This window comes from Akkermansia muciniphila (genome assembly GCF_900184965.1).
Classification (GTDB): Bacteria; Verrucomicrobiota; Verrucomicrobiia; order Verrucomicrobiales; family Akkermansiaceae; genus Akkermansia; species Akkermansia muciniphila_A.
Genome location: NZ_FXYA01000002.1, coordinates 19,207 through 42,951, shown reverse-complemented (window position 1 = coordinate 42,951; position 23,745 = coordinate 19,207). Strand labels below are relative to the sequence as shown.

The 23,745-nt window shown below is 55.8% G+C and carries 21 protein-coding genes; 3 read left to right on the top strand and 18 right to left on the bottom strand.

Going from position 1 to position 23,745, the window contains the following annotated elements:
- Window positions 1–7: 7 nt before the first annotated feature.
- The gene (locus tag CI070_RS00370; RefSeq protein WP_094136591.1) at window positions 8–1,573 is read right to left on the bottom strand and encodes an acyl-CoA carboxylase subunit beta; all 1,566 of its coding nucleotides are present in this window, start codon (window positions 1,571–1,573) and stop codon (window positions 8–10) included.
- 31 nt (window positions 1,574–1,604) lie between these two features.
- Window positions 1,605–2,027: a methylmalonyl-CoA epimerase gene (gene mce, locus CI070_RS00365; protein WP_022197871.1), complete on the bottom strand. Its 423-nt coding sequence runs from the start codon at window positions 2,025–2,027 to the stop codon at window positions 1,605–1,607.
- Window positions 2,028–2,214: 187 nt separating this feature from the next.
- Between mce and CI070_RS00360 the strand changes: the two genes are divergently transcribed.
- Together CI070_RS00360 and rplS are read left to right on the top strand one after the other, a co-directional pair.
- Window positions 2,215–3,732 (top strand): TIGR03790 family protein, encoded by a 1,518-nt coding sequence (locus CI070_RS00360; protein ID WP_179218418.1) that lies wholly within the window; start codon window positions 2,215–2,217, stop codon window positions 3,730–3,732.
- 109 nt (window positions 3,733–3,841) lie between these two features.
- Complete coding sequence (gene rplS, locus CI070_RS00355) at window positions 3,842–4,189, top strand: 50S ribosomal protein L19 (RefSeq protein ID WP_012419257.1); 348 nt, start codon at window positions 3,842–3,844, stop codon at window positions 4,187–4,189.
- A 408-nt stretch (window positions 4,190–4,597) separates the two neighbouring features.
- Here rplS and CI070_RS00345 read toward each other — a convergent pair whose 3' ends face one another.
- The 13 genes from CI070_RS00345 to CI070_RS00285 form a co-directional block, all read right to left on the bottom strand.
- Window positions 4,598–6,241 carry a protein kinase domain-containing protein gene (locus tag CI070_RS00345; RefSeq protein ID WP_179218417.1) on the bottom strand — a complete coding sequence of 548 codons (1,644 nt, stop codon included), beginning with the start codon at window positions 6,239–6,241 and terminating at the stop codon, window positions 4,598–4,600.
- Between the two features lie 160 nt (window positions 6,242–6,401).
- The gene (locus CI070_RS00340; RefSeq protein WP_143245638.1) at window positions 6,402–6,851 is read right to left on the bottom strand and encodes a hypothetical protein; all 450 of its coding nucleotides are present in this window, start codon (window positions 6,849–6,851) and stop codon (window positions 6,402–6,404) included.
- 25 nt (window positions 6,852–6,876) lie between these two features.
- A complete protein-coding gene (locus CI070_RS00335) occupies window positions 6,877–8,610 on the bottom strand; it encodes an esterase/lipase family protein (RefSeq protein WP_094136586.1) in 1,734 nt (577 codons plus the stop codon).
- A gap of 37 nt (window positions 8,611–8,647) precedes the next feature.
- The gene (locus tag CI070_RS00330) at window positions 8,648–9,874 is read right to left on the bottom strand and encodes an aminotransferase class V-fold PLP-dependent enzyme (RefSeq protein ID WP_094136585.1); all 1,227 of its coding nucleotides are present in this window, start codon (window positions 9,872–9,874) and stop codon (window positions 8,648–8,650) included.
- A gap of 2 nt (window positions 9,875–9,876) precedes the next feature.
- Entirely contained in the window at window positions 9,877–10,359 is a 483-nt protein-coding gene (locus CI070_RS00325; RefSeq protein ID WP_094136584.1) for a rhodanese-like domain-containing protein, read from the bottom strand.
- Between the two features lie 17 nt (window positions 10,360–10,376).
- Entirely contained in the window at window positions 10,377–11,039 is a 663-nt protein-coding gene (locus tag CI070_RS00320; protein WP_094136583.1) for a DUF1573 domain-containing protein, read from the bottom strand.
- A gap of 7 nt (window positions 11,040–11,046) precedes the next feature.
- Window positions 11,047–11,820, bottom strand: coding sequence for a signal peptidase II (locus CI070_RS00315; RefSeq protein ID WP_065529542.1), 774 nt, complete (start codon window positions 11,818–11,820; stop codon window positions 11,047–11,049).
- A gap of 30 nt (window positions 11,821–11,850) precedes the next feature.
- On the bottom strand, window positions 11,851–14,580 hold the full coding sequence (ileS, locus tag CI070_RS00310) for an isoleucine--tRNA ligase (RefSeq protein WP_094136582.1): 2,730 nt from the start codon (window positions 14,578–14,580) through the stop codon (window positions 11,851–11,853).
- A gap of 71 nt (window positions 14,581–14,651) precedes the next feature.
- Window positions 14,652–15,686, bottom strand: coding sequence for an alpha/beta hydrolase (locus tag CI070_RS00305; protein WP_094136581.1), 1,035 nt, complete (start codon window positions 15,684–15,686; stop codon window positions 14,652–14,654).
- Window positions 15,683–16,774 carry a M28 family peptidase gene (locus CI070_RS00300; protein ID WP_094136580.1) on the bottom strand — a complete coding sequence of 364 codons (1,092 nt, stop codon included), beginning with the start codon at window positions 16,772–16,774 and terminating at the stop codon, window positions 15,683–15,685. Before CI070_RS00300 ends, CI070_RS00305 begins: the two co-directional genes overlap by 4 nt.
- Before the next feature lie 14 nt (window positions 16,775–16,788).
- Complete coding sequence (locus CI070_RS00295) at window positions 16,789–19,155, bottom strand: glycosyl hydrolase family 95 catalytic domain-containing protein (RefSeq protein ID WP_094136579.1); 2,367 nt, start codon at window positions 19,153–19,155, stop codon at window positions 16,789–16,791.
- A 56-nt stretch (window positions 19,156–19,211) separates the two neighbouring features.
- On the bottom strand, window positions 19,212–19,532 hold the full coding sequence (locus CI070_RS00290; protein WP_094136578.1) for a DUF3784 domain-containing protein: 321 nt from the start codon (window positions 19,530–19,532) through the stop codon (window positions 19,212–19,214).
- A gap of 165 nt (window positions 19,533–19,697) precedes the next feature.
- On the bottom strand, window positions 19,698–20,201 hold the full coding sequence (locus CI070_RS00285; protein ID WP_143245637.1) for a DUF456 domain-containing protein: 504 nt from the start codon (window positions 20,199–20,201) through the stop codon (window positions 19,698–19,700).
- A gap of 165 nt (window positions 20,202–20,366) precedes the next feature.
- Here CI070_RS00285 and bla point away from each other — a divergent pair, with 165 nt between their 5' ends.
- Window positions 20,367–21,254 carry a class A beta-lactamase gene (gene bla, locus CI070_RS00280; protein WP_218824867.1) on the top strand — a complete coding sequence of 296 codons (888 nt, stop codon included), beginning with the start codon at window positions 20,367–20,369 and terminating at the stop codon, window positions 21,252–21,254.
- Between the two features lie 221 nt (window positions 21,255–21,475).
- On the opposite strand, the gene CI070_RS00275 is transcribed toward bla, so the two are convergent.
- The 3 genes from CI070_RS00275 to CI070_RS00265 all read right to left on the bottom strand — a co-directional run bounded on the left by CI070_RS00275 (window position 21,476) and on the right by CI070_RS00265 (window position 23,349).
- Complete coding sequence (locus CI070_RS00275) at window positions 21,476–21,853, bottom strand: hypothetical protein (protein ID WP_094136575.1); 378 nt, start codon at window positions 21,851–21,853, stop codon at window positions 21,476–21,478.
- A gap of 305 nt (window positions 21,854–22,158) precedes the next feature.
- Window positions 22,159–22,572, bottom strand: coding sequence for an RHS repeat domain-containing protein (locus CI070_RS14400; RefSeq protein ID WP_143246886.1), 414 nt, complete (start codon window positions 22,570–22,572; stop codon window positions 22,159–22,161).
- A 435-nt stretch (window positions 22,573–23,007) separates the two neighbouring features.
- Window positions 23,008–23,349, bottom strand: coding sequence for a hypothetical protein (locus tag CI070_RS00265; RefSeq protein ID WP_094136573.1), 342 nt, complete (start codon window positions 23,347–23,349; stop codon window positions 23,008–23,010).
- Window positions 23,350–23,745 lie beyond the last annotated feature (396 nt).

Genomic DNA, 23,745 nt, shown 5'->3' with positions numbered 1-23,745 from the left:
ATGGATGTTAGAGCGGAATGTTGCCGTGTTTCTTGGCCGGGCGCACTTCCTTCTTGTTCAGCAGGGTGCGCAGGGCGAAGGCGATTTTGGCGCGGGTTTCTTCCGGATTGATGACTTCCGTGATCTGCCCCATGCCGGCCGCCACATACGGGTTGTAGAAGGCTTCCCGGTATTCTTCAAGGAGTTCTCCCTGGCGCTTGGCTTTTTCCGACGGGTCTTCCACAGCCTTCAATTCACGGCCGTAGAGCACCGGAACGGCGCCTTCCGCGCCCATGACGGCGATTTCCGCGCCGGGCCAGGCGAAGACGGCGTCAGCGCCCAGATCCTTGCAGCACATGGCGATGTAGGCGCCGCCGTAGGCTTTCCGCATGATCAGGGTGACTTTGGGCACCGTGGCCTGGGAATAGGCGAAGATGAGTTTGGCGCCGTGGCGGATAATGCCGCCCCGTTCCTGGTTCTTGCCGGGCAGGAAGCCGGGCACGTCCACCAGGTTCACCAACGGAATATTGAATGCGTTGCAGAAGCGGATGAAGCGTGCGGCCTTGTCGGAGGAGTCGATATCCAGGCAGCCGGCTTTCACGTTGGGCTGGTTGGCGATGATGCCGACTACTACGCCGCAGATGCGGCCGAAGCCGACGACGACGTTTTTGGCGAAGTCCTTATGCACTTCCAGGAAGTCCCCGTTGTCCACCAGGCGGCTGATGATGGGCTGGACGTCCAGCGGCGTGCGGTTGTCGCCGGGAATCAGGTCGCTCATGCCTTCGTCTGCGCTCAGGTCAAGCGGGGTGTCCAGTTTGTGAGGCGGTTCTTCCGTGTTGTTGGAAGGAAGGAAGGAAAGCAGCCTCTTCAGGATGTCCATGGCGTGCGCGTCGCTGTCCGCTACGAAATGGACGTTGCCGGACACGGTGGCGTGAATGGCGGCGGAGCCGATGTCGTCCATCGTGCATTTTTCATACGTGACCTGTTCAATCACCTTGGGGCCGGTGATGTACATGCCGGCGTTGCCGGAATTGCGCATGATGATGAAGTCCGTCAGGGCGGGGGAGTAGGCCGCGCCGCCCGCGCAGGGGCCCAGGATCATGGAGATTTGCGGAACCACGCCGGAGGCAAGCACATTGTTGTAGAACACCTGGGCATAACCGGAAAGGGCCGCCACGCCTTCCTGGAGGCGCGCGCCGCCGGAGTCGTTCACGGTCACCATCGGGATGCCGGCCTTCAGGGCGTACTTCTGGGCATCCGCAATTTTCATGGCGTGCATGTAGCCGAGGGATCCGCCCTGGGCCAGGAAGTCGGAGGCAGCGCAAGCCACCGGACGGCCGTCCACCAGGCCGAAGCCGGAAACGACGCCGTCGCCGGGGATTTCCTTCTTGCCCATGCCGAAGTTGTGGCAGTTGTGGCGCACATGCATGCCGATTTCCGAGAAGGTGCCTTCCTCAAAGAGGTACCCCATGCGGTCGCGGGCCGTCATTTCGCCCTTTTCGTGTCTCTTGTCGATCTTTTCCTGACCGCCGCTGAGGATCACCTTCTTGCGGCGGCTGTTCAGATCGTCAATCAATTTGGGATCAATAGCCATTGGTATAGTGGTATGGTGAATAGGGAGAATGTTACTTGCCGCATTCGCAGCCGCCGGGGTGCTGGCAGAACTCGGTCAGGACGCCGAAGGTGCACTTGGGATGCAGGAAGGTGACCTGCGTGTTGTGGGCGCCGGGGACGGGCGGATCGTTCAGCACGGTAAGGCCCGCTTCCTTGGCCTGGGAGATATTTCCGGCGATGTCATTGGTCTTGAAAGCGATGTGGTGGATGCCTTCCCCTTTTTTCTCAATAGCCTTGGCGATGGCGCTTTCCGGAGAGGTGGGTTCGAGCAGTTCGATGTGGACGCCGGCAACGTCAAACATGGCGACGCGGACCTTTTGAGTGGGGACTTCCTCAATGTGGGGCTCGCCGAGCCCGAGCGCATCGCGGTAATAGGGAACGGTGGCGTCAAGACTCTTGACGGCGATGCCGATATGGTCAATTTGCTGAATCATATGCGTGTGATGGTTATAGGGGAATGCAGGGGGGAGGCCTGCAATACATCAAGAGTTATTAAAGCGGATTTTTTTAGGATGTGAAGCGAAAAGCGGAAAAATGGCGAATTCGCGGCCGTCCTTTTCACCTGCTTGATTGCCCCGGGAGATGAGGTATGGTAGGGGCATGTACAGGAGTGGATTAGCCGTGTTATTTCTGCTGGCGTCGTGGTTTTCCGCCGCGTGTGCCTATGAGCTGCTGCCTGCTCATGTGGCCGTGGTTTATAACGGAAAATCCGAGTTGAGCCGCCGCATGGCCAGGGAATATGCGCGGGTGCGCGGCGTTCCGGAAGGGAACCTTGTTTCTCTGGATTGCCCCATGACCGGCGAAATTTCGCGGAAGGAGTATGAGGAGACGATTCGCGTCCCGCTGCTGGAGACGGCGCGGAAACAACGGTGGTGGACGCCTTCCGGCATTGCGTCCTCCCCCTTGATGGACCGGAAGATTTTTGTGCTGGCGCTGATGGCGGATCTGCCGATGAAGATTCGGCATGAAACGCCCGCTCCCCAGCCCGGGAAAGGGGTCAACCAGATGCAGACGGACCGGGCGGCGGTGGATTCCGAACTGGCGCTGCTGGCGGTGAGCGGTTATGAAAGGAAATCCTGGCAGGTGAATCCCTATTTTAATAAGAGGGAGGATTTTGTGGGGGCCGGTCTTCCTTCGTTTCTGGTATGCCGCCTGGACGGCCTGACGCCCGATACCTGCATGCGGCTGGTGACGGAGCCGGCGAAGGTGGAGAAACAGGGTTTATGGGGGTGGGCTGTTGTGGACCGGGGCGGCCCCTATGCCCAGGGGGACCGGTGGATGGATGACGTGTTCAAGCGCGTGAGGGAGGCGGGCATTCCCGTTTATCTGGACGACTGGCCTCAGACTCTGCCGGAAAAATTCCCCCTGAGCCGGGATACGGCTCTTTATTGCGGGTGGTATGCGGGGAAGGCGAACGGACCGTTTTCAGACCCTTCGTTCCGCTTCCGGCCCGGGGCGATAGCCATGCACCTGCATTCTTTCAGCGCCGCCGATTTCAAGGTTCCCGGCAAGGGGTGGAGTTCCGCCCTGTTGGAAAAGGGGGCTGCTGTGACGGTGGGAAACGTGTATGAGCCGTTCCTGGGCGCCTGCCACCGCTTTGATATTTTTGTGGACCGCCTCCTGGACGGCTATACCGTGGCGGAGGCCTCCTGGATGAGCATGCCTGTGCTGTCCTGGCAGGGGGTGGTGTTCGGAGACCCCCTGTACCGTCCATACGCCCGCATGAAGGATATGGACGTGGAGCCGACGGAAGAAGACCGTTATTTCCAGGGGTGGTGGGCTTCCTCCGTGCAGTTTGGAGACCGCTGGAAGGACCGTTCAGCGCGTCTGACGGAGTCCGCCCGGAAAGCCCCTTTCTCCTGCCTTTATGAAGCTCTGGCTCTGGAATGCCTGTACCGGAAGGAACCGGCCCGCGCCGGAGAGTTTCTTTCCTCCGCCCTGGACGGCGCGGCCAATGCCCGCACCCGCGCGCGCCTGCTGCTGGAAATCCTGCTGGCGGAACGGGCCCGGGGCGGGAACAAGGCCTTTCTGCAGCGGGCGGACGGCATCCGGGGCCTCATGTCTTCCTCCGCTTTTCTTCCGGCGCTGGAGGAGTGGCTCGCCAGAGTGGCTCCGCCGCCGGCCCCGCCGAAAAAATAAATTAAGGACGTATGGCAAATTTGGATTGCCTTTTAGGGGATTATGGCTCATATTCTGCGTCCCGTAAGTTTTCCTTTTACTGATATTCACCAGCAATAGATAACACAAGATGAACATTATCAATAAAATCGAGCAAGAGCAACTCAAGGCGGATGTGACCCCATTTAACGTAGGTGATACCATCAAGGTTCACACTCGTGTTATTGAAGGCGGCAAGGAACGTATCCAGATTTTCCAGGGCATTGTGATCGCCAAGCGCGGTTCCGGCATCAATGAAGCTTTCACCGTCCGCAAGATTTCCTACGGCGAAGGCGTGGAACGCGTATTCCCCCTGCATACTCCCCGCATTGCCAAGATTGAAGTCGTGAACCGCGGCAAAGTCCGCCGCGCCAAACTTCACTACCTGCGCGGCCGCATCGGCAAGGATGCCATGATTGTGAAGTCCGCCAACCGGTAATCGGAAGAATTGCTATTTTGCTGGCCCGGCCCGCCGTGAGGCGGCGCCGGGTTTTTTTATTTTCGGAGTGTTGCTCTTTCTGAATGGGGAAAAGGACGCTGGAGCAACAGCCGCTTCAAGATATTTTCCCGCAGTTCATATGGGGTGGAAGCGCTTTTTCGGGGGTGAGGAGAGAGGGCGGGCCCGGAGCGAATGCGTTCTTTCAGATTTTCCCGCACTGGATCTAAAGGTCTTCAAGAAAAGAAAGCAGGAGCCGGACAGTTTCATACGCGAAGCCAATTCCGGAACGCAGCGCGTGACTTTCCTTCCGGCGCCGCCCAACTCTCATTTCGGGAGGAGGAAAGGAGGCGATGGCCTTCTGCTTGGCTCCAGGAGGTGTTTCCGACCGGGGACAGCGCTGCCGAATCATTATTTTTCCGCAGATGCGGGAACCGGTGTGTCCTCCGCATCTTCCGGTCCGTACGCTTCCACTTCCGTCAACGCCAGCGGGTGGGACGGATTTGAGGATTCCACGCGCAAGGCGCGCGCTTTGACTGGAGCGTCCAGTTCCCAGGAAGTGATGTTGGTGGATTTTTCCGAAGGAGTAGTGCTGAAGGTTTTTTCCGCCAGCACGTTTTTGTCATTGTCGTAGAGGATGACCTTGAAGTTTTCCATGGTGCCCAGCAGCGTCAGATTGGCCGGCGTGTAAATGACCACCTTTTCTATAGTGCGGTTGGTTTCCCTGCCGAAGTCAATGCCGAACCAGGCGGTTTTTCCTTCAACCACGCCTGTGGCGCTGATGGAAACATCGGAAATCCTGGAGCTGGTATTGCCGTCAACGGCCTTTTCCGGACCGTAAGCTGCCAGCATATTGCGGTTGGAACTCTGGCGCACCTTGACGCCGGGCTGAAGGCTCCAGTTGACTTTGCCGGGTTCCCCGGAAACTTTGGGAACTGCCGGCGCCTGCTCCGGACGTGCGGACGGAACAGGTGAAGGAATGGCCGCAGCGGCGTGTTTCGCGGCGGACGGGGCGTGGCGGAGCGCTTCCCTGTTCGCCTGTCTTGCCGCTTCCGCTTTCGCGTTATTTTCCTTCTGCACCTGCTCATTATAATCATTGCGCATTTTGACGACATCCTTCTTATACAGGATGCAGGTATAGGTCAGCACAATGCCTATGATCAGGGCCGGAATGAGATAGTAATAGATATTGGACTGCCCTTTTTGCATGTTCAGAACCGGAATGGCCGGGGAAGATGGCGGCGGAGGGATGGCTGCCGCGTTTCTTCCCGAAGGATGGGCAATGGCTTTATCCAGATCCGTGATGAAATTCCCCAGGTCCCGGTAGCGTTCCCGGGTATCCGGATTGATGGCGCGGGAGACTACCGAATCCACGGCATCGCTGCATTTGATCAGTGAGGAGGGCATGGCAAAACCCGCTTCCATCGGCGTTTTGCGGGTAAGCAGAATGTAGAGCGCCAGCCCCAGCGCGTAAATATCCATGCCCGGCGTGAACGTGGTTTCCGCCCCGGTGACCCACTCCGGAGAGGCGAAGTCCCCCATATCCACCGGAGATTGGGCGGGATAAATGTTGATGGGCAGCAGCAGGGCGTCTCCGCCGTCTTCGCGCAGGCAAATCAGCTTGGGCGTAATGCCCCCGTGAAAAATGTTTTTCCGGTGGAGCGTCAGCAGTCCTTCCGCCATGTTGCGCACCAGGTTGAGCGCCGCCTGGGGAGATATTTGGGGAAGGGTGGCCATATCCGCCAGACGCGGGTAGGGGGAGTGCTCGGAAATGATGAAAGTAAACGGTCCCGCCTGTCCTGTTTCATAAACGCGCAGAAGCCCCTGATGGGATTGTTCCACGATGGTGAGGGAGCGGACGATGAATTCTGGATCCCAGCCGAAGATGCCGGCTTCTTCCGTGGGAACTACCCGCAGCATGACGGGAGCAAAGTTGGATTTCAGGGTAGCCGTAAAGATTTGCTGGGGGCCTTTGGCTCCGACAAGCTGGATATTTTCCAATTGGGGAAAGAGAGAGGAAAGCTGGTCCAAGGGGAGGGAATCGTCGGCAGGCATGGAAAAAGGCAGGTGGAATAGTATCGGTCTCCACTCTACCTTAAATTCCCCACCGGGAGCAACTCTATAGGCAGGCATATTTTGGCGGAGGGGATGTCCTGATGCTGGACGGGCGCCAATCATGTCCGTCCGCGGCATTCCCTTTTCCTCAACCGGCCGGTTAAATCAGGGTAGCCAGGAAAAGGAAGGCTGAACAGGCCAGACCGGAGCAGGCCGTAATGATCAGAAGGAATTTCAGTTGTTTCAACCGACGCGGCGGCATGTTGCCGCAGACGGCCACGGAGAGGTAAAAATCCTGTTCGTTCCAGCTTTTCCGGCAGCGGCAGAGAAGGCGGATGAATAATGCCGTCCCCTCTGTTAACGTCAGGACATACAGGGACCCCAGAAACAGAGCCGTTATGGGTTGGCCTTTTGACTGGAAAATCGCTGCTGCTATCAGCAGGAGCAGCAAAAGGCTGAAGGAGTAAGCGATGATCCCCGCGGGGAGTTGATATTTTTTGACGGTTTCCCGGGTCTTCTTTTTATTCAGGAAATGTTCTTCCTTTTTTGTTTTGGACGTTATTTCGCCGTATATGATGGATGAGAGGAGCGAGGAGAGGAAGTCTTGCATGGACAAGAGCATTTGATTTCCTGCATCAGGGCCTTTTCAGAATGAGGGGAGGCGAGGGATTGGTTTGCCATACCGGGGTAGCGGCCCGTGCGTCCGCTTCTTCCAGCGTTTTACGGCCTTTGACCTTGACTAGGTGTTCCCGGAGGATGCGCCGCAGTTCCACGGCGGATGCCGGGTCATCCTGCACGCTGTGCCCGGAAGGAACAATTTTTTCGCTGGCGCTCCAGTCCAGATGGGAGGACTGGTATTTGACCACTCCGTCGGAGGAATTGGGCGTGTCATTCCTGCCTCTGTCTCCGATGATGGAATGAACGGGAACATTGGGAGAACCGCGCAGTTCAGACATGTATTTGACCAGGGATGAGTTCGGGGAAAGCTGGCGGATGCTGGTTAGCTCGTCTTTCATTTTCAACGGATTGAGTAGGAACATGCCGCGGCTGAGTGTAGCGATGCGGGTGACTTCTTCCAGCATGTCCGAGGGGAGGTCAATCAGGCGCTGGCCCAGTCTTCCTATCCAGTTGTCCGCGAAAGTGGAACCGCGGTGCGGGGTGGCCATGTACACGATGCGCGTGACTCCCTGGGGCGGGGAAAAGATGAAATTATTCTGGAGCCGTTCAAGCGTTTGTTCATCATAATGGAGGGGGGCCAGCCCTTTCTTCCAGTTTTCCAGCGTCATTCCCTCAAACGTTTCCGGAGAAAGCTCAAATACTCCCTTCATCAGCGTCCAGGGTTTGGTGGAATTGTTGAAGCGGGTGATGAGGCCGCCCATGGAGTGCCCCACCATGACGATATTGTTCATTTCCCTGGATGTGCCGCGGGGATTGTATTCCTGCATGAGCTCCTTCAGGGCTTGCCGCTGCCTGCTGGCCGGAATGGTCCAGGCCAGCCCGGACGGATAGCCGAAGAACCAGAATTGGTAGTTTTCCCGGATGACCGGATCCACTAGGAGACGGTTGGTCAGGTTGGCGAAGGTGGCGGGGCCGGACATCAGGCCGTGGGTGAAAACCACGGGTATTTTCCGGGGGTCATAGGGTTCGGAAAAATAAAGCCCCATCGTATTGATGGCCTTTTTCGGGCGGAATGCCCCCAGCAGTTCCGTCCCGTCTGCGTCGGAAAGCTTCCAGAACAGGGCGATAGGGACGGAAAAATTGGCCGCCAGCGGCTGCCGCACCTTGTTTTTGCCAATGAAAATATGTTCATTCATCAGGCGCGGAATGGTGCGGAGGGTAGGTTTGCCGTCCACCATGCGGTCAAAGTCCAGAATGGCTGTCAGCGTGTGCACGTTGCCGTTGTCCTTAAGCACGTTGGCATGTGGGAGGGAGCCGCCCCGGGGCGCCAGCCCCGCCAGCGGTATGCCCATTCCCTCCACGGTTACGCTTTCCCGCAGGCGGAAGGTGGGGTCCACTTCATCGGACATGAAAATGGCCTCATAGAACCACGGATTGCTGTCCCTGGCGTAGGAGGATTTTTCAATGACGAAGGGAAGGCTCAGGCGCTTCGCCTCATTCATGCCCCCTTTGCGTTTGGCTTCCTTCAAGTGGGAGGCCAGCTCCCGAATGCACGCGTTATATTTTTTCCGGGCTTCCGGCCATTCCCGGCTGCGTTGGGGAGAGGAAAGAATGAGCCATGCGGCATGGGCTTCCCGGATGGCTGCGGCGTCATCCTGGTAATGGGCGTACTCCATTTCCTGCCGCTGGTGCAGGGAACAGCCGGAAAGGCCTATGGCCAGTCCTAAAAGAAGGATGGAAACCGTTTTCATGATGAGCGGTGTAAATAAAAAGGGAAGGGAGGGTGGTTCAGGAGAGCATGTCCAGCGCCCGGTTCATGGATTTGAGGAAGGTCTGCACTTCCTCTTCCGTATTGTACAGGGCAAAGGAGGCGCGGGTTGTCCCGGTGGTGCCCAGGGCGCACATGAGCGGCTGGCAGCAATGGTGCCCGGTTCTTACGGCAATCCCCATCTGATCCAGCAGCGTACCCAGGTCATAGTGGTGGATGCCCTTCGCCAGAACGGAGACCACGGCGCTGTGCGGCACGTCCGGCGCCAGTACGGTCAGGCGCGGCATGGCTTTCAGGCCTTCCACCGCCATATCCGTCAGTTTCTGTTCATGGGCGGCGATGTTGTCCAGGCCCAGTCCGGAGACGTAGCGGATGGCGGCCGCCAGACCCACAGCCCCGCCTATGTTGGGCGTTCCCGCTTCATATTTGAAAGGAATGTCGTTGTAAACGGTTTTTTCAAAGGTGACTTCCTTGATCATCTCCCCGCCGCCCATCCACGGCGGCAGTTTTTCCAGCAGCTCCCTTTTCCCCCACAGCGCGCCGATGCCGGTGGGCGCGTACAGCTTGTGGCCGGAAAAGGCATACAGGTCGCAGCCCAGTTCCTGAACATCCACATTCATATGGGAGACAGCCTGGGCCCCGTCAATCAGCACGATGGTTTCCTGCCTGTTCGCTTTGGCGAGCGCGGTCATTTCCCGCACGGGATTGACTGTCCCCAGCGTGTTGGAGACGTGTCCCACGGCTACGATGCGGGTGCGGGGGGAAAGCATGTTCCGGTAAGCTTCCATGTCCAGGGTCTGGCCCGGCGTCAGGGGAACCGCTTTCAGGACGGCGCCCGTGCGTTCGCACAGCATTTGCCAGGGAACGATGTTGGAATGGTGTTCGGAAGCGGTAACAATGACTTCGTCTCCCGGTTTGACCATGCCGGACCCGGCGATGGTATCCGCCGCCAGGTTGATGCCCATCGTGCAGCCGGAGGTGAACAGGACTTCCGCCGTTTCCGGCGCGTTGATAAACCGCGCCACCGTTTCCCGCGATTCTTCATGCGCTTCCGTCGCGAGCTGGCTCAGGTAGTGGGAACCGCGGTGCACATTGGCGTTTTCCGTATCGTAGTAATGGCGGATGGCGTCCAGTACGGCCAGGGGCTTTTGCGTGGTGGCCGCATTGTCCAGGTAAATGAGAGGCTTGCCGTGCACGCTGGTTTCCAGAATGGGGAACTGCGGGCGAATGGTTGCTGTGTCAAGCATGGCTATGGTACGAGTGAGGGTTCTTTGCGCAATTCATCCCAGCCCCCTTCCAGAATGAAAATGGGCGCTCGGATGCCGTATTCCGGCTTTTTCAGTTCATTGGCCACGGCCGCGCTGGAGGTGCAGTCCCTGCTGCAAAAGATGACGATGCAGAATCCCCTGTCCTCTGCCGTCATCAGGGCTTCCATGGCATTCGCCAGGAGTTCCTGGTAATTGGCATCTGCCGGGCGGATGGGGTAAACGGGAGCCTGTGTGACGGTATGGCGTTCAAAGTCGTCCTGTTTTCTGGCGTCTATCCAGAGGATTTTCCCCGGCCATTCCTTTAATATCTGGGAGAGGCACACGTGCCCTTCCACCAGCGTTTCCGGGTTGCAGGGCGGCGTGCGGAACGGCTGGATGACGCGCAGGTCCAGCGCGGCGACGCCTACGGCCAGCAGAAATACGGCCAGCAGGAGTTTCAGAGCGGTGGAAAAAGCGTCTCTCATGGAAGGAAGGGCGGATGTCAGTTTTCTTTGATGGCCAGGAACCCCATTTGGCGCTTGTAGCGCGGCACGGTAGAATCCGTGCGCACCCAGATGGTGTTGAAGGCCGGTTTGGCCGTGGATTTGGGGGTGACGATGATTTTATATTCCCTGCCTTTTTTCACGGTCACAGGTTCGTAGTCAAAGGCGTCTCCCGTCAAATCCACCGTGGTCAGGTTGACGGGCAGTTCTTTGGAGATGGTGATTTTAATGGTTTTGGGCGCGGCGGCTTCTCCCCTGGCCCATTCCAGCTTGCGGGGCTCCATCCGGATGATGTCCGGGATTTGCGCGCGTATCACCAGCTTGTAGGCGGAGCCGTTGGCATGCACCGTCATGTCCTTGTCCACGGTACCGGAAAAATTGCCGGTTTTCATCACGGCACTGATGACGCCGGATTCCCCAGGGGCATACGTCAGCTTGTTATCCTTCGCTCCGGCGGTGGTGCAGTCGCAGGAAACATGGATTTTACTGATAGTGACCGGGGTGCCGGACGTGTTGGTGAAGGGGAAGGTGGCGGTGATGCTGTCCTGGTCCGGAGCCGCCTTTACCGGAACTACCGTTTCCTTGAAGGACAATTCATTTTTGCCGGAGGCGAGGCTCCCGCACAAAAGCAGTCCTGACAGAATGGCGAGCCGGGTGGTCATGGGCGTTTCAGGATGTTTTTTCTTCTTTATTCCTGGCGGAGAAAATACTGGCGATGAAGAAAATAATTGCCGCTACGAAGATGCAGGAGTCCGCCACGTTGAAGGCGGGCCAGCGGTAGTTGAAGAGGGGGATGGTGACGTCAATGAAGTCCACCACGTAACCGTTCATCAGCTTGGTGAAGAAGCCGTGCTGCTGCTCATACGGAATCAGGAAGCCTTGAATCAGGCGGTCCGTCAGGTTGCCGGCTACGCCCGCCAGCAGCAGAACATAGGCCAGCTTGAGCCATGCCGTGTGGAAGAAGTTTTTCCGGTAAAGCACGACCAGGACCACGATAGCGAGCACGGGAACCGCCAGGAAAAGATAGCTGGACCAGACGGTGCCGTTCCCCAGCCCGAAAGCAACGCCCGTGTTGTGCACGCGGGTAATGTTCATGGTCCCGTCCAGGAAGGAAATGGGTTCCAGTTCCCTCAATTTGTTCAGGGCGTCCACCGTGTTTGGATTCAGATCCGGGAGCCGAGCCAGTTCCGCTTCCGGCATGCGTCCGTTCGTGGCGAAGTCCAGCGTGCCGTCCGCATTGATGTGCTGGAAGCCCGGAAAGTCCGGCAGATAGGCGTACTTATGGAGCTTTTCGTTCAGGTAGTTCAGCGGGAAGCGGCGGATAATCCACAGCTTGCTGGCCTGGTCCAGCGCATACAGCCCTGCGCCCAGCAAACTCCACCAGAGCCAGCCGGGGGGAGTTTTTTTATGGGGGGCGGGTTCTTTTTCCGTCTGGGGGTCCATATAAAGGTCGGGAAATGGAGTGGATGCGGTTCAGGAAAGAACTTCCGCGCAGCGTTCGCATACGTCCCCGCCTTCCGCCGCCGGTTCATACCGGCGGCAGCGCGGGCACATGGCATGTTCCGTTTTTGCGGCGGAGGCTGCCAGTTCCGGACCGGTTTTCACGTCAAGGTCCGCGATGATGAAGAACTCCGTGGCAAACGCCCGGTCTTCCAGAAGCGCCACGACGTCTTCGCTCTCATTCACGGGAACGCTCAGAGTGATGGAGGCCTCATTATTTTTGGAAAATACCTTGGCCTTCACCTGTTCTTCAATGGCTACCTGAATGACGGACTTGATTTCCTGGAGACGGGAAATGACGGAGGTCGCCTCCTGGGTATCGTATTCCGGCATGGGGGCGGGGAAGTCCTGCTCATGCACGCTGCCTTCATATCCCGCGTATTCCCAGGCTTCATCCGCCGTGAAGGCCAGGATGGGAGCCAGCAGACGGCACAGAGCCTTGAAGATGATGGTCATGGCCGTTTGTGTGGCGCGGCGGCGAACGGAGGAAGATGAGTCGCAGTACAGGCGGTCCTTGGTGGTGTCCACGTACAGGGCGGACAGGTCGCTGGTGCAGAACTGGTTGATGGCGCTGAACGCCTTGCGGAAGTCATAGGCTTCATAGGCCTTCAGCGTTTCCCTGATGACGGCGTTCAGGCGTTCCAGAATCCAGCGGTCCAGGAGGGGCATGTGTTCCGGGGCGACTGCCTGCGCGGCGAAATCGAATCCGCTGATGTTGCCCAGCAGGATGCGCAGGGTGTTGCGGAGGCGGCGGTAGGGTTCCGTCACCTGCTTGAAGAGGTCTTCCCCGAAGGGGACTTCATTTTGCCAATCCACGGAAGCGGCCCACAGGCGCACGATGTCTGCACCGTATTTGTCGTAGTAATAGGCCGCGTCAATGGGTTTGCCGCTCTTGGCGTCAGATTTGGAGGTTTTTTTCCCGGTGTCTTTGTCCACGACGAAGCCGTGGGTCATCACGGCCTTGTACGGAGCCTTGCCGCGCCAGGCGACGGAAAGCATCAGGGAACTCTGGAACCAGCCTCGGTGTTGGTCCGTAGCTTCCAGGTAAAGGTCCGCCGGCGCGTCCAGCCCGGGGCGGTTGTCCATGACGGCCATATGGGAACTGCCGGAATCAATCCAGACGTCCAGCGTATCCTTGCCCTTTTTCCAGGTCTTCGGCAGGCCGAGGCGTTCGCACAGGTCTTCATCGGAGAGTTCAAACCAGATGTTGGAACCGTGTTTCTCCACCATATCCGCGATTTTGCGAACCAGAGCGGCGTCCAGGACGGCTTTGCCGTTTTCGTCAAAGAAGACGGGCAGCGGCACGCCCCAGGTGCGCTGGCGGGAGATGCACCAGTCCGGCCTGGCTTCCACCGTGCCGTAAATGCGGTTGCGGCCCCAGGAGGGCAGCCACTGCACCTTGTCTATTTCTTCCAGGGCCTGCGGGCGGAGCTTGTCCATGGAGATGAAGAACTGTTCCACGGCCCGGAAAATAATAGGCGTCTTGGAACGCCAGCAGTGCGGGTACTGGTGGCGGTATTCTTCCACGCCGAAGAGGTTGTTGTCCTGTTCCAGCATGGAAATGATGTCCTTATTGGCGTCAAAGACATGTTTGCCCACCAGGGAGGGCACGCCCACTTCCTCCGTGTATTTGCCGTCGTCGTCCACGGGGGAGAGGACGGGCAATCCGTATTGGCGTCCCACGTTATAGTCGTCCGCGCCGTGGCCGGGCGCGATGTGGACGATGCCGGTTCCGGTGTCCGTGGTGACGAAATCCGCCAGGATGATTGTTGACGTTCGGGAAAGGAAGGGATGCCGGGCTTCGCAGTTTTCCAGTTCGGCTCCCTTGAATTCACGGATGGTTTCCGCAAGAGCCCAGCCCGTTTTCTGAGCGAAGGCATCCAGCAGCTCTTTGACGATGACGAGGTTTTCCGTCTGGCCGTTCTTCATGAACCTGCCTGCCACGTAGGTGAAACGCGGATGGAGGGCGAGACCTACGTTGGCGGGCAGCGTCCACGGAGTAGTGGTCCAGATGACCATGGAGGCTTTCAGCCCCAGGGGATTGTCCAGAAGCGGGAAGCGCACGAAAACGGAGGTGCTGACCTTTTCCTTGTAGTCTATTTCCGCTTCCGCCAGCGCCGTATAGGCCCCATAGGACCATTGGACGGGTTTGCGGCTCTGGTACACCGCTCCGTCTTCCACCAGTTTGGCGAACACGCGCAGGATGTTGGCCTCATACGCCGGCTTCATGGTCAGGTAGGGATTCTCCCAGTCGCCGAACACGCCCAGGCGGCGGAAGGAAGTGCGCTGAATGTCAATGAATCCTTTGGCGAATTCCGCACAGCGCCGACGGATTTCAGCCGCATCCAGGTCACGGGCCTTCTGAACTACCTTGAATTCAATGGGAAGGCCGTGGCAGTCCCAGCCCGGAACATAGGGGGCGGCGTAGCCTGCCATGGTTTTGGATTTCAGGACCAGATCCTTGAGAATTTTGTTCAGGGCGGTGCCCATGTGCACATCCCCGTTGGCGAAGGGGGGCCCGTCATGAAGGAGGAACCGGGGTGCGCCCTGGGCCATCCTGCGGGACAAAATGCGTTCGTACAGCCCGGTGTCTTCCCACTTTTTCAGGCGTACGGGTTCGTTTTTCGTCAGATCCCCTCTCATGGGGAAGCCGGTTTCCGGTAACAGGATGGTGTCTTTATAATTCTTTTCGGGCGCACTCATGCCCGGAAAAAGTACCACTGGACCCGGTTCCGGTCAACCCTGCGGTGCGGCACACCTGGGTCCTAGCGCATTCATTCCCGCCGTGTTCCGGAGGAGGGGACGGCGCCGGAAGGAGCGCCCCCGCGGGCAGAAGCCGGGGAAGGAAGAAACCCCTGTTCCCTGAGCCATTGTTCGGCGGCATCCGGCCATTGATCCGTGGGATGCCCGCGTTTTTCCATGCCATACCCGTGGCCTCCCGTGGGATAGAGATTAAGGCTGACGGGAACCCCCTTATTCCGGCAGGCCTGTTCCATCAACCTGCTATTGGCGCAGGAAACGCCGTCATCCAGAGCGTGGACGAGGAAGACCGGGGGCGTCTGTTTCGTCACTTGCCGCTCCGCGGAACACATCTCCTCCAGGGCCGGGGAGGGATGGGGGCCCAATATTTTGTTGCGCGTTCCCCCGTGGGTTGTATGGGGCGCCATGGAAATGACGGGATAGATGAACATGGAAAAATCCGGACGGGCGGAAATGTTTTTCAGCGGATTTTCCGCTTCTTCCGGCAGGGTGCGGTTCCACAGCGTAGAGGTCATGGCCGCCAGATGGCCGCCTGCGGAAAAGCCCATGACGCCGATGCGGAGAGGGTCAATTCCCAGGGAGGAGGCGTTTTCCCGCACGGTCCTCAGGGCCTGGCGGGCGTCCAGCAGAGGACCGGGAAACTTCCCCAAGGCATTGCTGGTTCCTGAAACGCGGTATTTCACGACAACCCCCACCATGCCGTGTTCCGCCGCCCAGCCGGCAATGCGGCTGCCTTCCTTTTCAATGGCCTGGATGGAATACCCCCCTCCCGGAAAGATACACAGGGCCGTGCGCCTGTCTTGCGGCTTCCATCCGGCGGGGAAGTGAAGCAGAACCTGCGCTTCCCCCACATCCGTAATGTGTCCGGCGGAGACTTGTTTTTCTTTCAGATCCGCCGCTTTCAGTCCCAGGGAAATCCATCCAGAGTGAAAGGCTTTTCCCTCTGAGGGCGGGCAGATGGCCTCCAGCGCGGATGGTTCAGGAGGTACGGCTGCGGCGCAGGCGAATGCCGGAAAAAAAGCGGAGAAGAATACCGGGTTCATGTTCATGGTTTGTTGGCGAGTGAAATGATGAGTTTGGAAAGTCCCTGCACTACTTTTGCAAACTGGGGATAGTCCAGCTTTTCAGCCGTATCGCTGGTTTCATGGTAATCGTCGCAACGGAGGAAGGCCGTATCCGTGACGGCAAAGGAGGGGATGCCCTCCTTCATGTATCCCCAGTCGTCAGACCAGGAAACGCCGCGGGCGTAATACGGGAACACGGCGGAACGCACCGCAAAACGGCTTAAAGTGGAAAATTCCTCCGCGCAGGAGCGTGCCAGTTTGCGGCCCGTGTTGGTGGAGAGGAAGGCAACATAGTCGCAGCGGTCCGGCAGGCCGGCCAATCCGGCAACTACGGCGGATTGGCGTTTTTTATTCACCCGGGGAGAATAGCAGCCCAGCGTTTCCAGAGCAATCATGCCGATGATTTTTTCCCTGCCCGGATGAAGGGAGACGGATTTGGCATGCACGGCGCTGCCCATGGCGGGCGTCTGGTAAAAGGGAGGCTCTTCATTGGCGTAGGCCGCTAGGCAAACATCGTGGAGGGTGGAAGTTGCTGCAAGGGCGCGTGCCGTTTCCAGCAGGGCGGCTACGCCGGAAGCGTTGTCATTGGCTCCCGGCGTTCCGGTGCGGGAAGGCCGGGCGGGGCCGTGGTCGTGCCAGTTGTCCATGCCCACTTTGGTATCGTAATGCGCGCCGACGATGAGCGTTTTTGGCCGGGGGGAGGTCCCTTTCTTGATGGCGATGAGATTATATGCCGTCCAGTCCTTGACGGCGCCGAATTCTCCGGAGGGTGGGATATGGACAGCCTGGCGCGTGACGGCATAACCCATTTCCTCCAGTTTTTGTTCAATGTAGCGGGCGGAACGCTCCATGGCGCCGGGGTGGTAGACGTTCCGTTCACCAATGGAATCCGCCAGGTGGAATACATGCGCTTTCAGGAGCGTTTCCGTTTGGTCCGTGTCCGGTATTTCTCCGCTTCCGCGGGGAGAAAAAAGCTTGGAACAGGAGCTGAGGGCGATGCAGACCACCGCCATGAGCAGACTGAGCCTGAAGGTCATGGAAAAGAAATGCATGGCGGAAGTTGGAAAAGTCATGCAGGAAGAAAATCCTAATGGGAAAGCGGAGGAAAATCAAGACGCGCCGTTTCTCCCTTATTCATGGACAAATCCTTTTTCCGGCCTCGATGCATGAACCGGAATTTGCCCGGACGCGTAGCGGTAGCCGTGGCCTGCACCCGGCCGTCTTGCCAGGACAAATCCACCTTAAGCCCGCCCCGCGTGCGCAATCCCGTGGCGGAACCCTTCTTCCAGTCGTCTGCCAGGGCCGGGGCCAGCAGGATAACCTGGAACCCGTCCTGCATGACCCGGCTCTGGATCAGGCATTCGGCCACGCCGGAGGAAAAGCCGAAGTTTCCTTCTATCTGGAACGGGGGATGGAGGTCAAAAAGGTTGGAGTTGATGTAGTGCCTCAGCATGGTGTACATCCTGTCCTCTGCGGCGTTTCCGTCGCCCAGGGCGGCGTAAAGATTGATGAGCCACGCCGTGCTCCATCCCGTCCTGATGCCATTGTTTCCCATATCCGCGTACTTGCGCCGGAAATCGGCGGACTTGCGTACAGCCCCCGCGTATTCCGGCGTATTGAGAACGTCCCATTCCGTGCCGGGAAACAGGCCGTAAAGGTGGCTGATGTGTCGGTGGCCCTTCTGCATTTCTTCAAAAGGCTGCCTCCATTCCTGTACCCTTCCGTCGGGGCCGATGGCAGGCTGGGGAATTTTCCTGAGGAATTGAATGGCTTTAACCAGAGTAGGCGTTTGTACGCCCAGCTCCCCGCAGGCGTAAATGTAATTGCGGAGGGATTCCCTGCCCAGAAGCTGGTCATGGGAAGCGCCGTTGGAAACATAGGAAAGCACGTTGGGGCCTGTGCCGTCCGGCGCGTAAAATCCGGTCTCCGGCGATACGCCGGGACCGGAAAGGTAACGGCCCTCGCCGTCATCTTCAAACCAGGACATGATGAAACGCGCGTTGGATTCCAGAATGGGCAGCGATTTTTTAAGGTCTTCCCGGTCTCCGGTGAAACGGTAGCTGTCCACCAGGTGGGCGCATGCCCACGCCCCGTTCATGAGGCTGGCCCCCCATTCCGGATTGTTGCCTGAAAAATAGGTGCGTTTCCAGCAATCCGTATAGTGGCCGAAGCAGAAGCCGTCCCGTTTGATGAAGCGCGCGAATTCCTCTCCGTGGGGGCGCAGGCTGCGGACAAAATCAAGATAGGAGTTCTGGAATTCTCCCAGCCCGGTGACATGGGAGGGCCACTGGTTCATCTGGCTGTTGATGTTCAGGAAATAGCAGCCCATCCACGCCGCCCTCAGCTCCGGATTCCATAATCCCTGCAAACCGCAGGGAAGCTGCCCCGGCCTGGTGTGGGCAATCGTGCAGAAGCGGCCGAACTGGAAAAGCTGTTCCAGAAGATCCGGATCCTTCTTTCCCTGTTTGACCCGCTCCAGTCTTTGGGCGGTGGTCATGGCGGAGACCCCGGCTGGGGAATCTCCCAGATCCACCTGGCAGCGCGTCATGAGCCGGGAAAAATAATCTTCCGTTTCCGCCGCCAGTTTTTTCCATCCCGCCTTTTGCGCTTTTGCCAGGATTCGCGCGTTTTTAGCCGCCAGGGAATGCGTCAGGGGAGCTTCCGGCTTCCGGATATTGTAATCTGTGGAAATGGATGAAAGCACCAGCACTTCCCGGGCGAAATCAAGAATAATTGTTGAGCCTTTGCGGGTAATGGAGGCTCCGGGAGCCAGGATGACCACCGTGTTTTCAAACCGGGTGCCTCCGTTGCTTCCCTGTCCTTCCAGCGTCCAGCCATTCGGCTGCGCAACAATTCGGGAAGCCGGATCCGGGTGTTCCAGATTCAGGGAAACGCGGCATCCGGACGGCATTGTGCAGGCAATGTGGTAGGCGGCGCAGTCGCTGGACGGAGCCGCCAGGATTTCTGTGGTCAATTCCCCAGTGCCGAATTGGGCGCGGGTGGTTGCCTTGCCCCGCCGCATATCCAGCGTACGCTGATAGGAGGAAGGTGAGGGGAGCCCCTGGAATTCCACCTGGAGACGCCCCCCCTGCTGGTAATCCCCCGCAATGTTGCCGGGGGGAAGGATATTCTTACGGAATAGCTGGTCCGCACTGCGGTATTTTCCTTCCTTGCAAAGTTCGCGCGCCTTGTCCAGAGCTTCCGCGGCGCCTTCCCTCATTTGGAAATTTTTCTTTGCGAAAATGCTTCCTTCATTGAGGACGACGGTTTCCTTCGGGAAAACGCCGAAAGAGAGGATGCCCAACCTTCCGTTGCCCGTGCCGTATCCTTCCGTCCATACCCGGGCGGGGGTGGAGGCGGTGACCTGCATGGGGGCCGGAATGGCCCGGAGGGGGACGGCTGCGGCGAAAAGGCAGAGGAGGAAGGAATGTTTCAAGGTTGCAGGGATGTTCATGAGAGAAGATGAATATTGCGTATGATAAAAGTAAAAGAAAGCTGGTGTAAAAAGCGTTATTTTTTTAATCGGCTTCCGGTGCCGGCGTAAATGACCGCAAACGCAATGCTTCCCGCCAGAAAGCACAGGGATGCGGACAGAAGCACGGAGTTCTGGAGAAGGATGCTGGCAAGCCAGAGCAGCATGGTGAAGGCGAGGCAGTACATGATTTTCCCCATGAACCGGCACAGCGCCTGTTCATCATACTGTCTTTTTTGCTCTCTGCTCATCATGTTGCAGCCTGTGATGAGGAAAGAACATTTCCCCATGGAAAGAATGACGCCAAGAATCATGAAACCTGCCATCATGGCGACGGGTATAGGAACAGGTGCATCCATAAGCTGGCAAAATGGGGGAATGAGAGAACCTAGCCGTTCGACCGGACGGGAGAGGCGGCGTTTTGCGGAATACGTTGGGGAAACTGTGTTTCTTTCAGCGACGGAGAAACTCCGTTGTTCCTGCCGACGGCTTCCGCAGGGTACGGTTACGGTTTCTTTTTGACATTAAAACAGGAAACAGCAGGAACAGAACCAGGCGATGATGAGCAGGCCGCAGGTAAATTCCAGCAGCAGGCCGGCAAGCATCCCAAGCGCCGCTCCGGAACCGGCCCTGAAGGCGTCCATGATATCCTTTCTGGCAAAGGTAAGTTCCGCCAGCAGCGCTCCCAGGAACGGCATGAACAAAAGGCCTACGATGGGGGAGAAAAGGAGGCTCCCCGCCACGGCGCCGATCATGGCTCCCCAGATTCCGGCGGCAGTGCTGCCGAATTTTTTGGCGCCCATGCCTCCGGAAAGCTTGTCAATGACCATGCCTCCCGCCACCAGCAGCGCCAGGACGGTCCATTCCCACCACGCCAGATTCTCTTTTCCCATGACTCCCTGCCAGACGCACCCGGCCGCAATGATGATAATGCCGGGAAGCATGGGGATGAGCGTGCCGATCAGCCCCATGCCGAATAACAGCAGGGTGACGCACCAGACGAGGGTTTCCGAAAGGAGATGGGGCATGCTTTCCTTCTTATCAGGAAGCCGGGCGGGAGGCAAGGTTTGTGCCCGGCTTGCGGATGACGTGGAAAGGAAAAAAGGGGGGATAGATTGTTGTTGCGGTTGCTGTGGGCGTGGTATGGAATGGTGTCCATGATTTCCACCGGTGCTTATCTATGCGGTTGCATCATGCTCTTTGGTGTTTTTTCTCAGGGGGGCATGTCTTCTCCGGCTTCCGTTTCCGCAGCGGATTCCTCCGCCGTTCAAGAACTGGCTCATTCCCTGAAAGCCCGTGTGGGCATGGCTGCGGAAATGCTGGATACGGGGGAAACCGTCGCGGTGGGGGATGAGGCGGCCTATCCCATGCAGAGCGTCGTCAAATTCGTGCTGGCCTTGTCCGTCTTGAAGCGGGTGGACCAGGGCGTCATGAATCTGGAACAGATCATCCGCATCCGTCCGGAACAACTGGTGAAAGATACCTGGAGCCCTCTCCGGGAGCGTTCCCCGCAAGGCGGCGATTTTTCTCTGAAGGAACTGCTGAAGGTGACTGTCCAGGAAAGCGACAACAATACCTGCGACCTCCTGTTTAGCCTTATTGGAGGGCCGCAGGCCGTGCAGAAGGATTTGACGGAATGGGGTATTGACGGCATTAATGTCCGGTTTACGGAAGATGAAATACACCGGAACCGCGACTTGCAGTATGCCAACTCAAGCCGCCCGTCGGCCATGAACTCTCTTCTCCGCGCGTTTGACGAAGGTAAAATTCTGAAAAAAGGCACACAACATGTTCTTTGGGACATCATGGCCGGTTGTTCTACGGGCCATGAACGTCTGAAAGGACAGCTGCCGCGGGATTATGTGGTGGCGCATAAAACGGGGTCCGGATTCTCGCTTCCGGGGGGTGGCGTTACCGCCCGCAATGACGTCGGAATCATTGTTCTTCCCAACGGACGGAAAATGGCGGTTTCCATGTTCATCAGGGATTCAAAGGATTCTGAATCCGCTTGTGACCGGATGATCGCTTCCATGGCCCGCTGGCTGTGCATGGAGTGGAAGCCTGCCGCCGGAAAAGAATAACGGAATAATGCAGAATAGTCTTGGCGTCAGATTTTCAAAAGATTCTGGCTTTTGATATTCAGCGCATTGCTTGGATGAGCAACAGAGGGAGATTGGTGAAATAATACTGAAGTAAAAAATTCCGTAAAATGATGATGAGAATGAGTGTCTCTGTCCCACGCCAATAGAAGCTTTCTTCTCATATGGGTTTGAGGAGAGATAACAAAAAATAAGTGGTTTTGCTATTGCGATGATTGCATTTGGCATTTGCTAAAAATATATTTAGCATATTTATATTTTGTGTTTATTGTTTCAACTGTTAAATCTTTAATGCCATTTTCTTCTAAAAGAATAATTGCTTCTACTTCTCTCAGATCGGAATAAGGGGAACAAAAAAGAATATGCATTCTATCCATCGGGAAAATATAATAATTAGGCAATTCCATTATGTTTGCAAATTTTTTCAGAAGATCATAATCTGCTTTTCCATTCTGTTTTTCCCATTGTTCAATAAAAGTAGTGTATGATCTTTTTTGCAGAGTTCTCCTATACCAGCGGTCTAAACGTTTAGCCTTGAAAAGTTCTATATAATATGAAATTACTTTTCGGTGTTTTTTCATAACGAATCTAAAGAATCAAATACTAATGTTTTACATATTTCTAAATATTTCGTTTATTTTATTATAAATCCTATCCCACATGTTATCAGTCTTTTTATTATAACAATCATTCCAAAAACAATGCCACCCACAGTACCCAGCTATGATAGCGTCCAAGGCCGTCATAAGAACGGCAATAGGAGAAACCACACGGCCTATGGTTCGCAATAAACTTCTGCCACCAGCCCTTAGGGTAACCGATAATGTACTTGGTATTGTCGTTATAGTCTTTTTCCCCATTTTTATGCCCACCCTAGCTCGACGTGCTAAATTTGGATAACCCATAACATCGAAAAGAGCTGGTACCCATGATTTAGGTATGGTCCTCCCAGCATGTAAGCCAATAAACTATCTATTATTAACGATGTGTAATCATGGTCATTAAGGCAATCAGAAAAACAAGAATTCCCCAATATATCAAAATCATTAAGTATGGAATTTGCTGCTATGATATATAAATTTACACCTCCATCTAATTCCCCGATTGGATCTCTCGAAGTCCTCCTTCCATCCACGGGATTATAGAACCGAAAGTTATAATATACCATCCCCAGCTCGGCATCATATGCCTCGCTGCTCCATTGAAGGGGATTGGTGATGTTGCCCCTTTGCGTGACTTCGCCGAAGGGGGCGTAGGAGTAGGAATTCGCGATGGTTCCGTTGCTCTTGTAGAGTTCCATCACGTTTTTGGTCAAGTCCCAGCCGTAGGCAAACCAGCTGCCCGCCGTTTGGATAGCCAGCGGGGGGGCGTCGAATCTCGTTAGATGTACATATATACATCACTACAATAACGAGCGTTCCTATCAAGATATCGGAATATGGAGGGCGACTTATCGAAATGTAATTGAAAGTTTCAGATCAATCTTACGGAAAGAAGATTAGCCTTACAAACTTTAGTTAACCATACGCTTTGTCAGAAATCTTCTTTTTTAGAATACTCTTGGTTAACCAACAGGGGCATGAACTCTCATAGGAGACACTTGTAGGCGAAAGAAGAAGATCCACAAGAACTTCTGTTATTACGACAACTTCTTGTTCTCGATTAGTTGCATAGACAATGTTTCGCATGTAGCAACCATCATGAAGCTTCATGCAACAGTCTTTCTTTTTTAAGATTAACATGTAGATTCTTTTATTTTATCAATTATGTTTATCGGAATGTTGTTTCCATTCCATTTACATTCTATATATTGTTTAACCACATTCAAAGCTTCAGTTTCGGAGTCTGTAAGAATATACGAATCTAAAGGAAAGAACCATCCACATTCTTCAAACCAAAGCCATTCTTTGGTCTCTTTCGTTTTATTAATATCACGTTTAACGAGAAATTTATCCCTTGCGTATAGTTTTGGATAGATATAACCACTTTTTTGATCAAAATAAAGTTCCAGTTTGAGCCACTCCATTTGCCCTGTCTCTAAGCTAGGCAGTAAAAGATATTCGTTAAGTAATTCCATATTAATGTTTTATACATTTAACATTTAAGTGTTTTTTCTTGGCATTCCATAGGGGTATTCTTTTGAGTATCTTTTTTGCAAGATTATTAGCTTCGCTTTCAGATTTATGAATACCAATTCCAATTACCCTTCTCAAGTATATCGACGTAACTCGAAAGTATCACGGAAATAATCTATAATTTTCTTGATTCTGAGAAGGTTTCCAATGTTAACATATTTGAAATGCCATTGGAGGTGTTATTCTTGACAAAATAAATTAATCAAATCTTCTTGATGAATCTATTCCATAAGATGAAAATTACGCCTAGAAGTTATCATTTAACTTCCTTACAAAAATTCTAATAATCAGAGGAAGGGTAACAAGTATGTAAATCACGGTTCCCCATAATCCAAAGT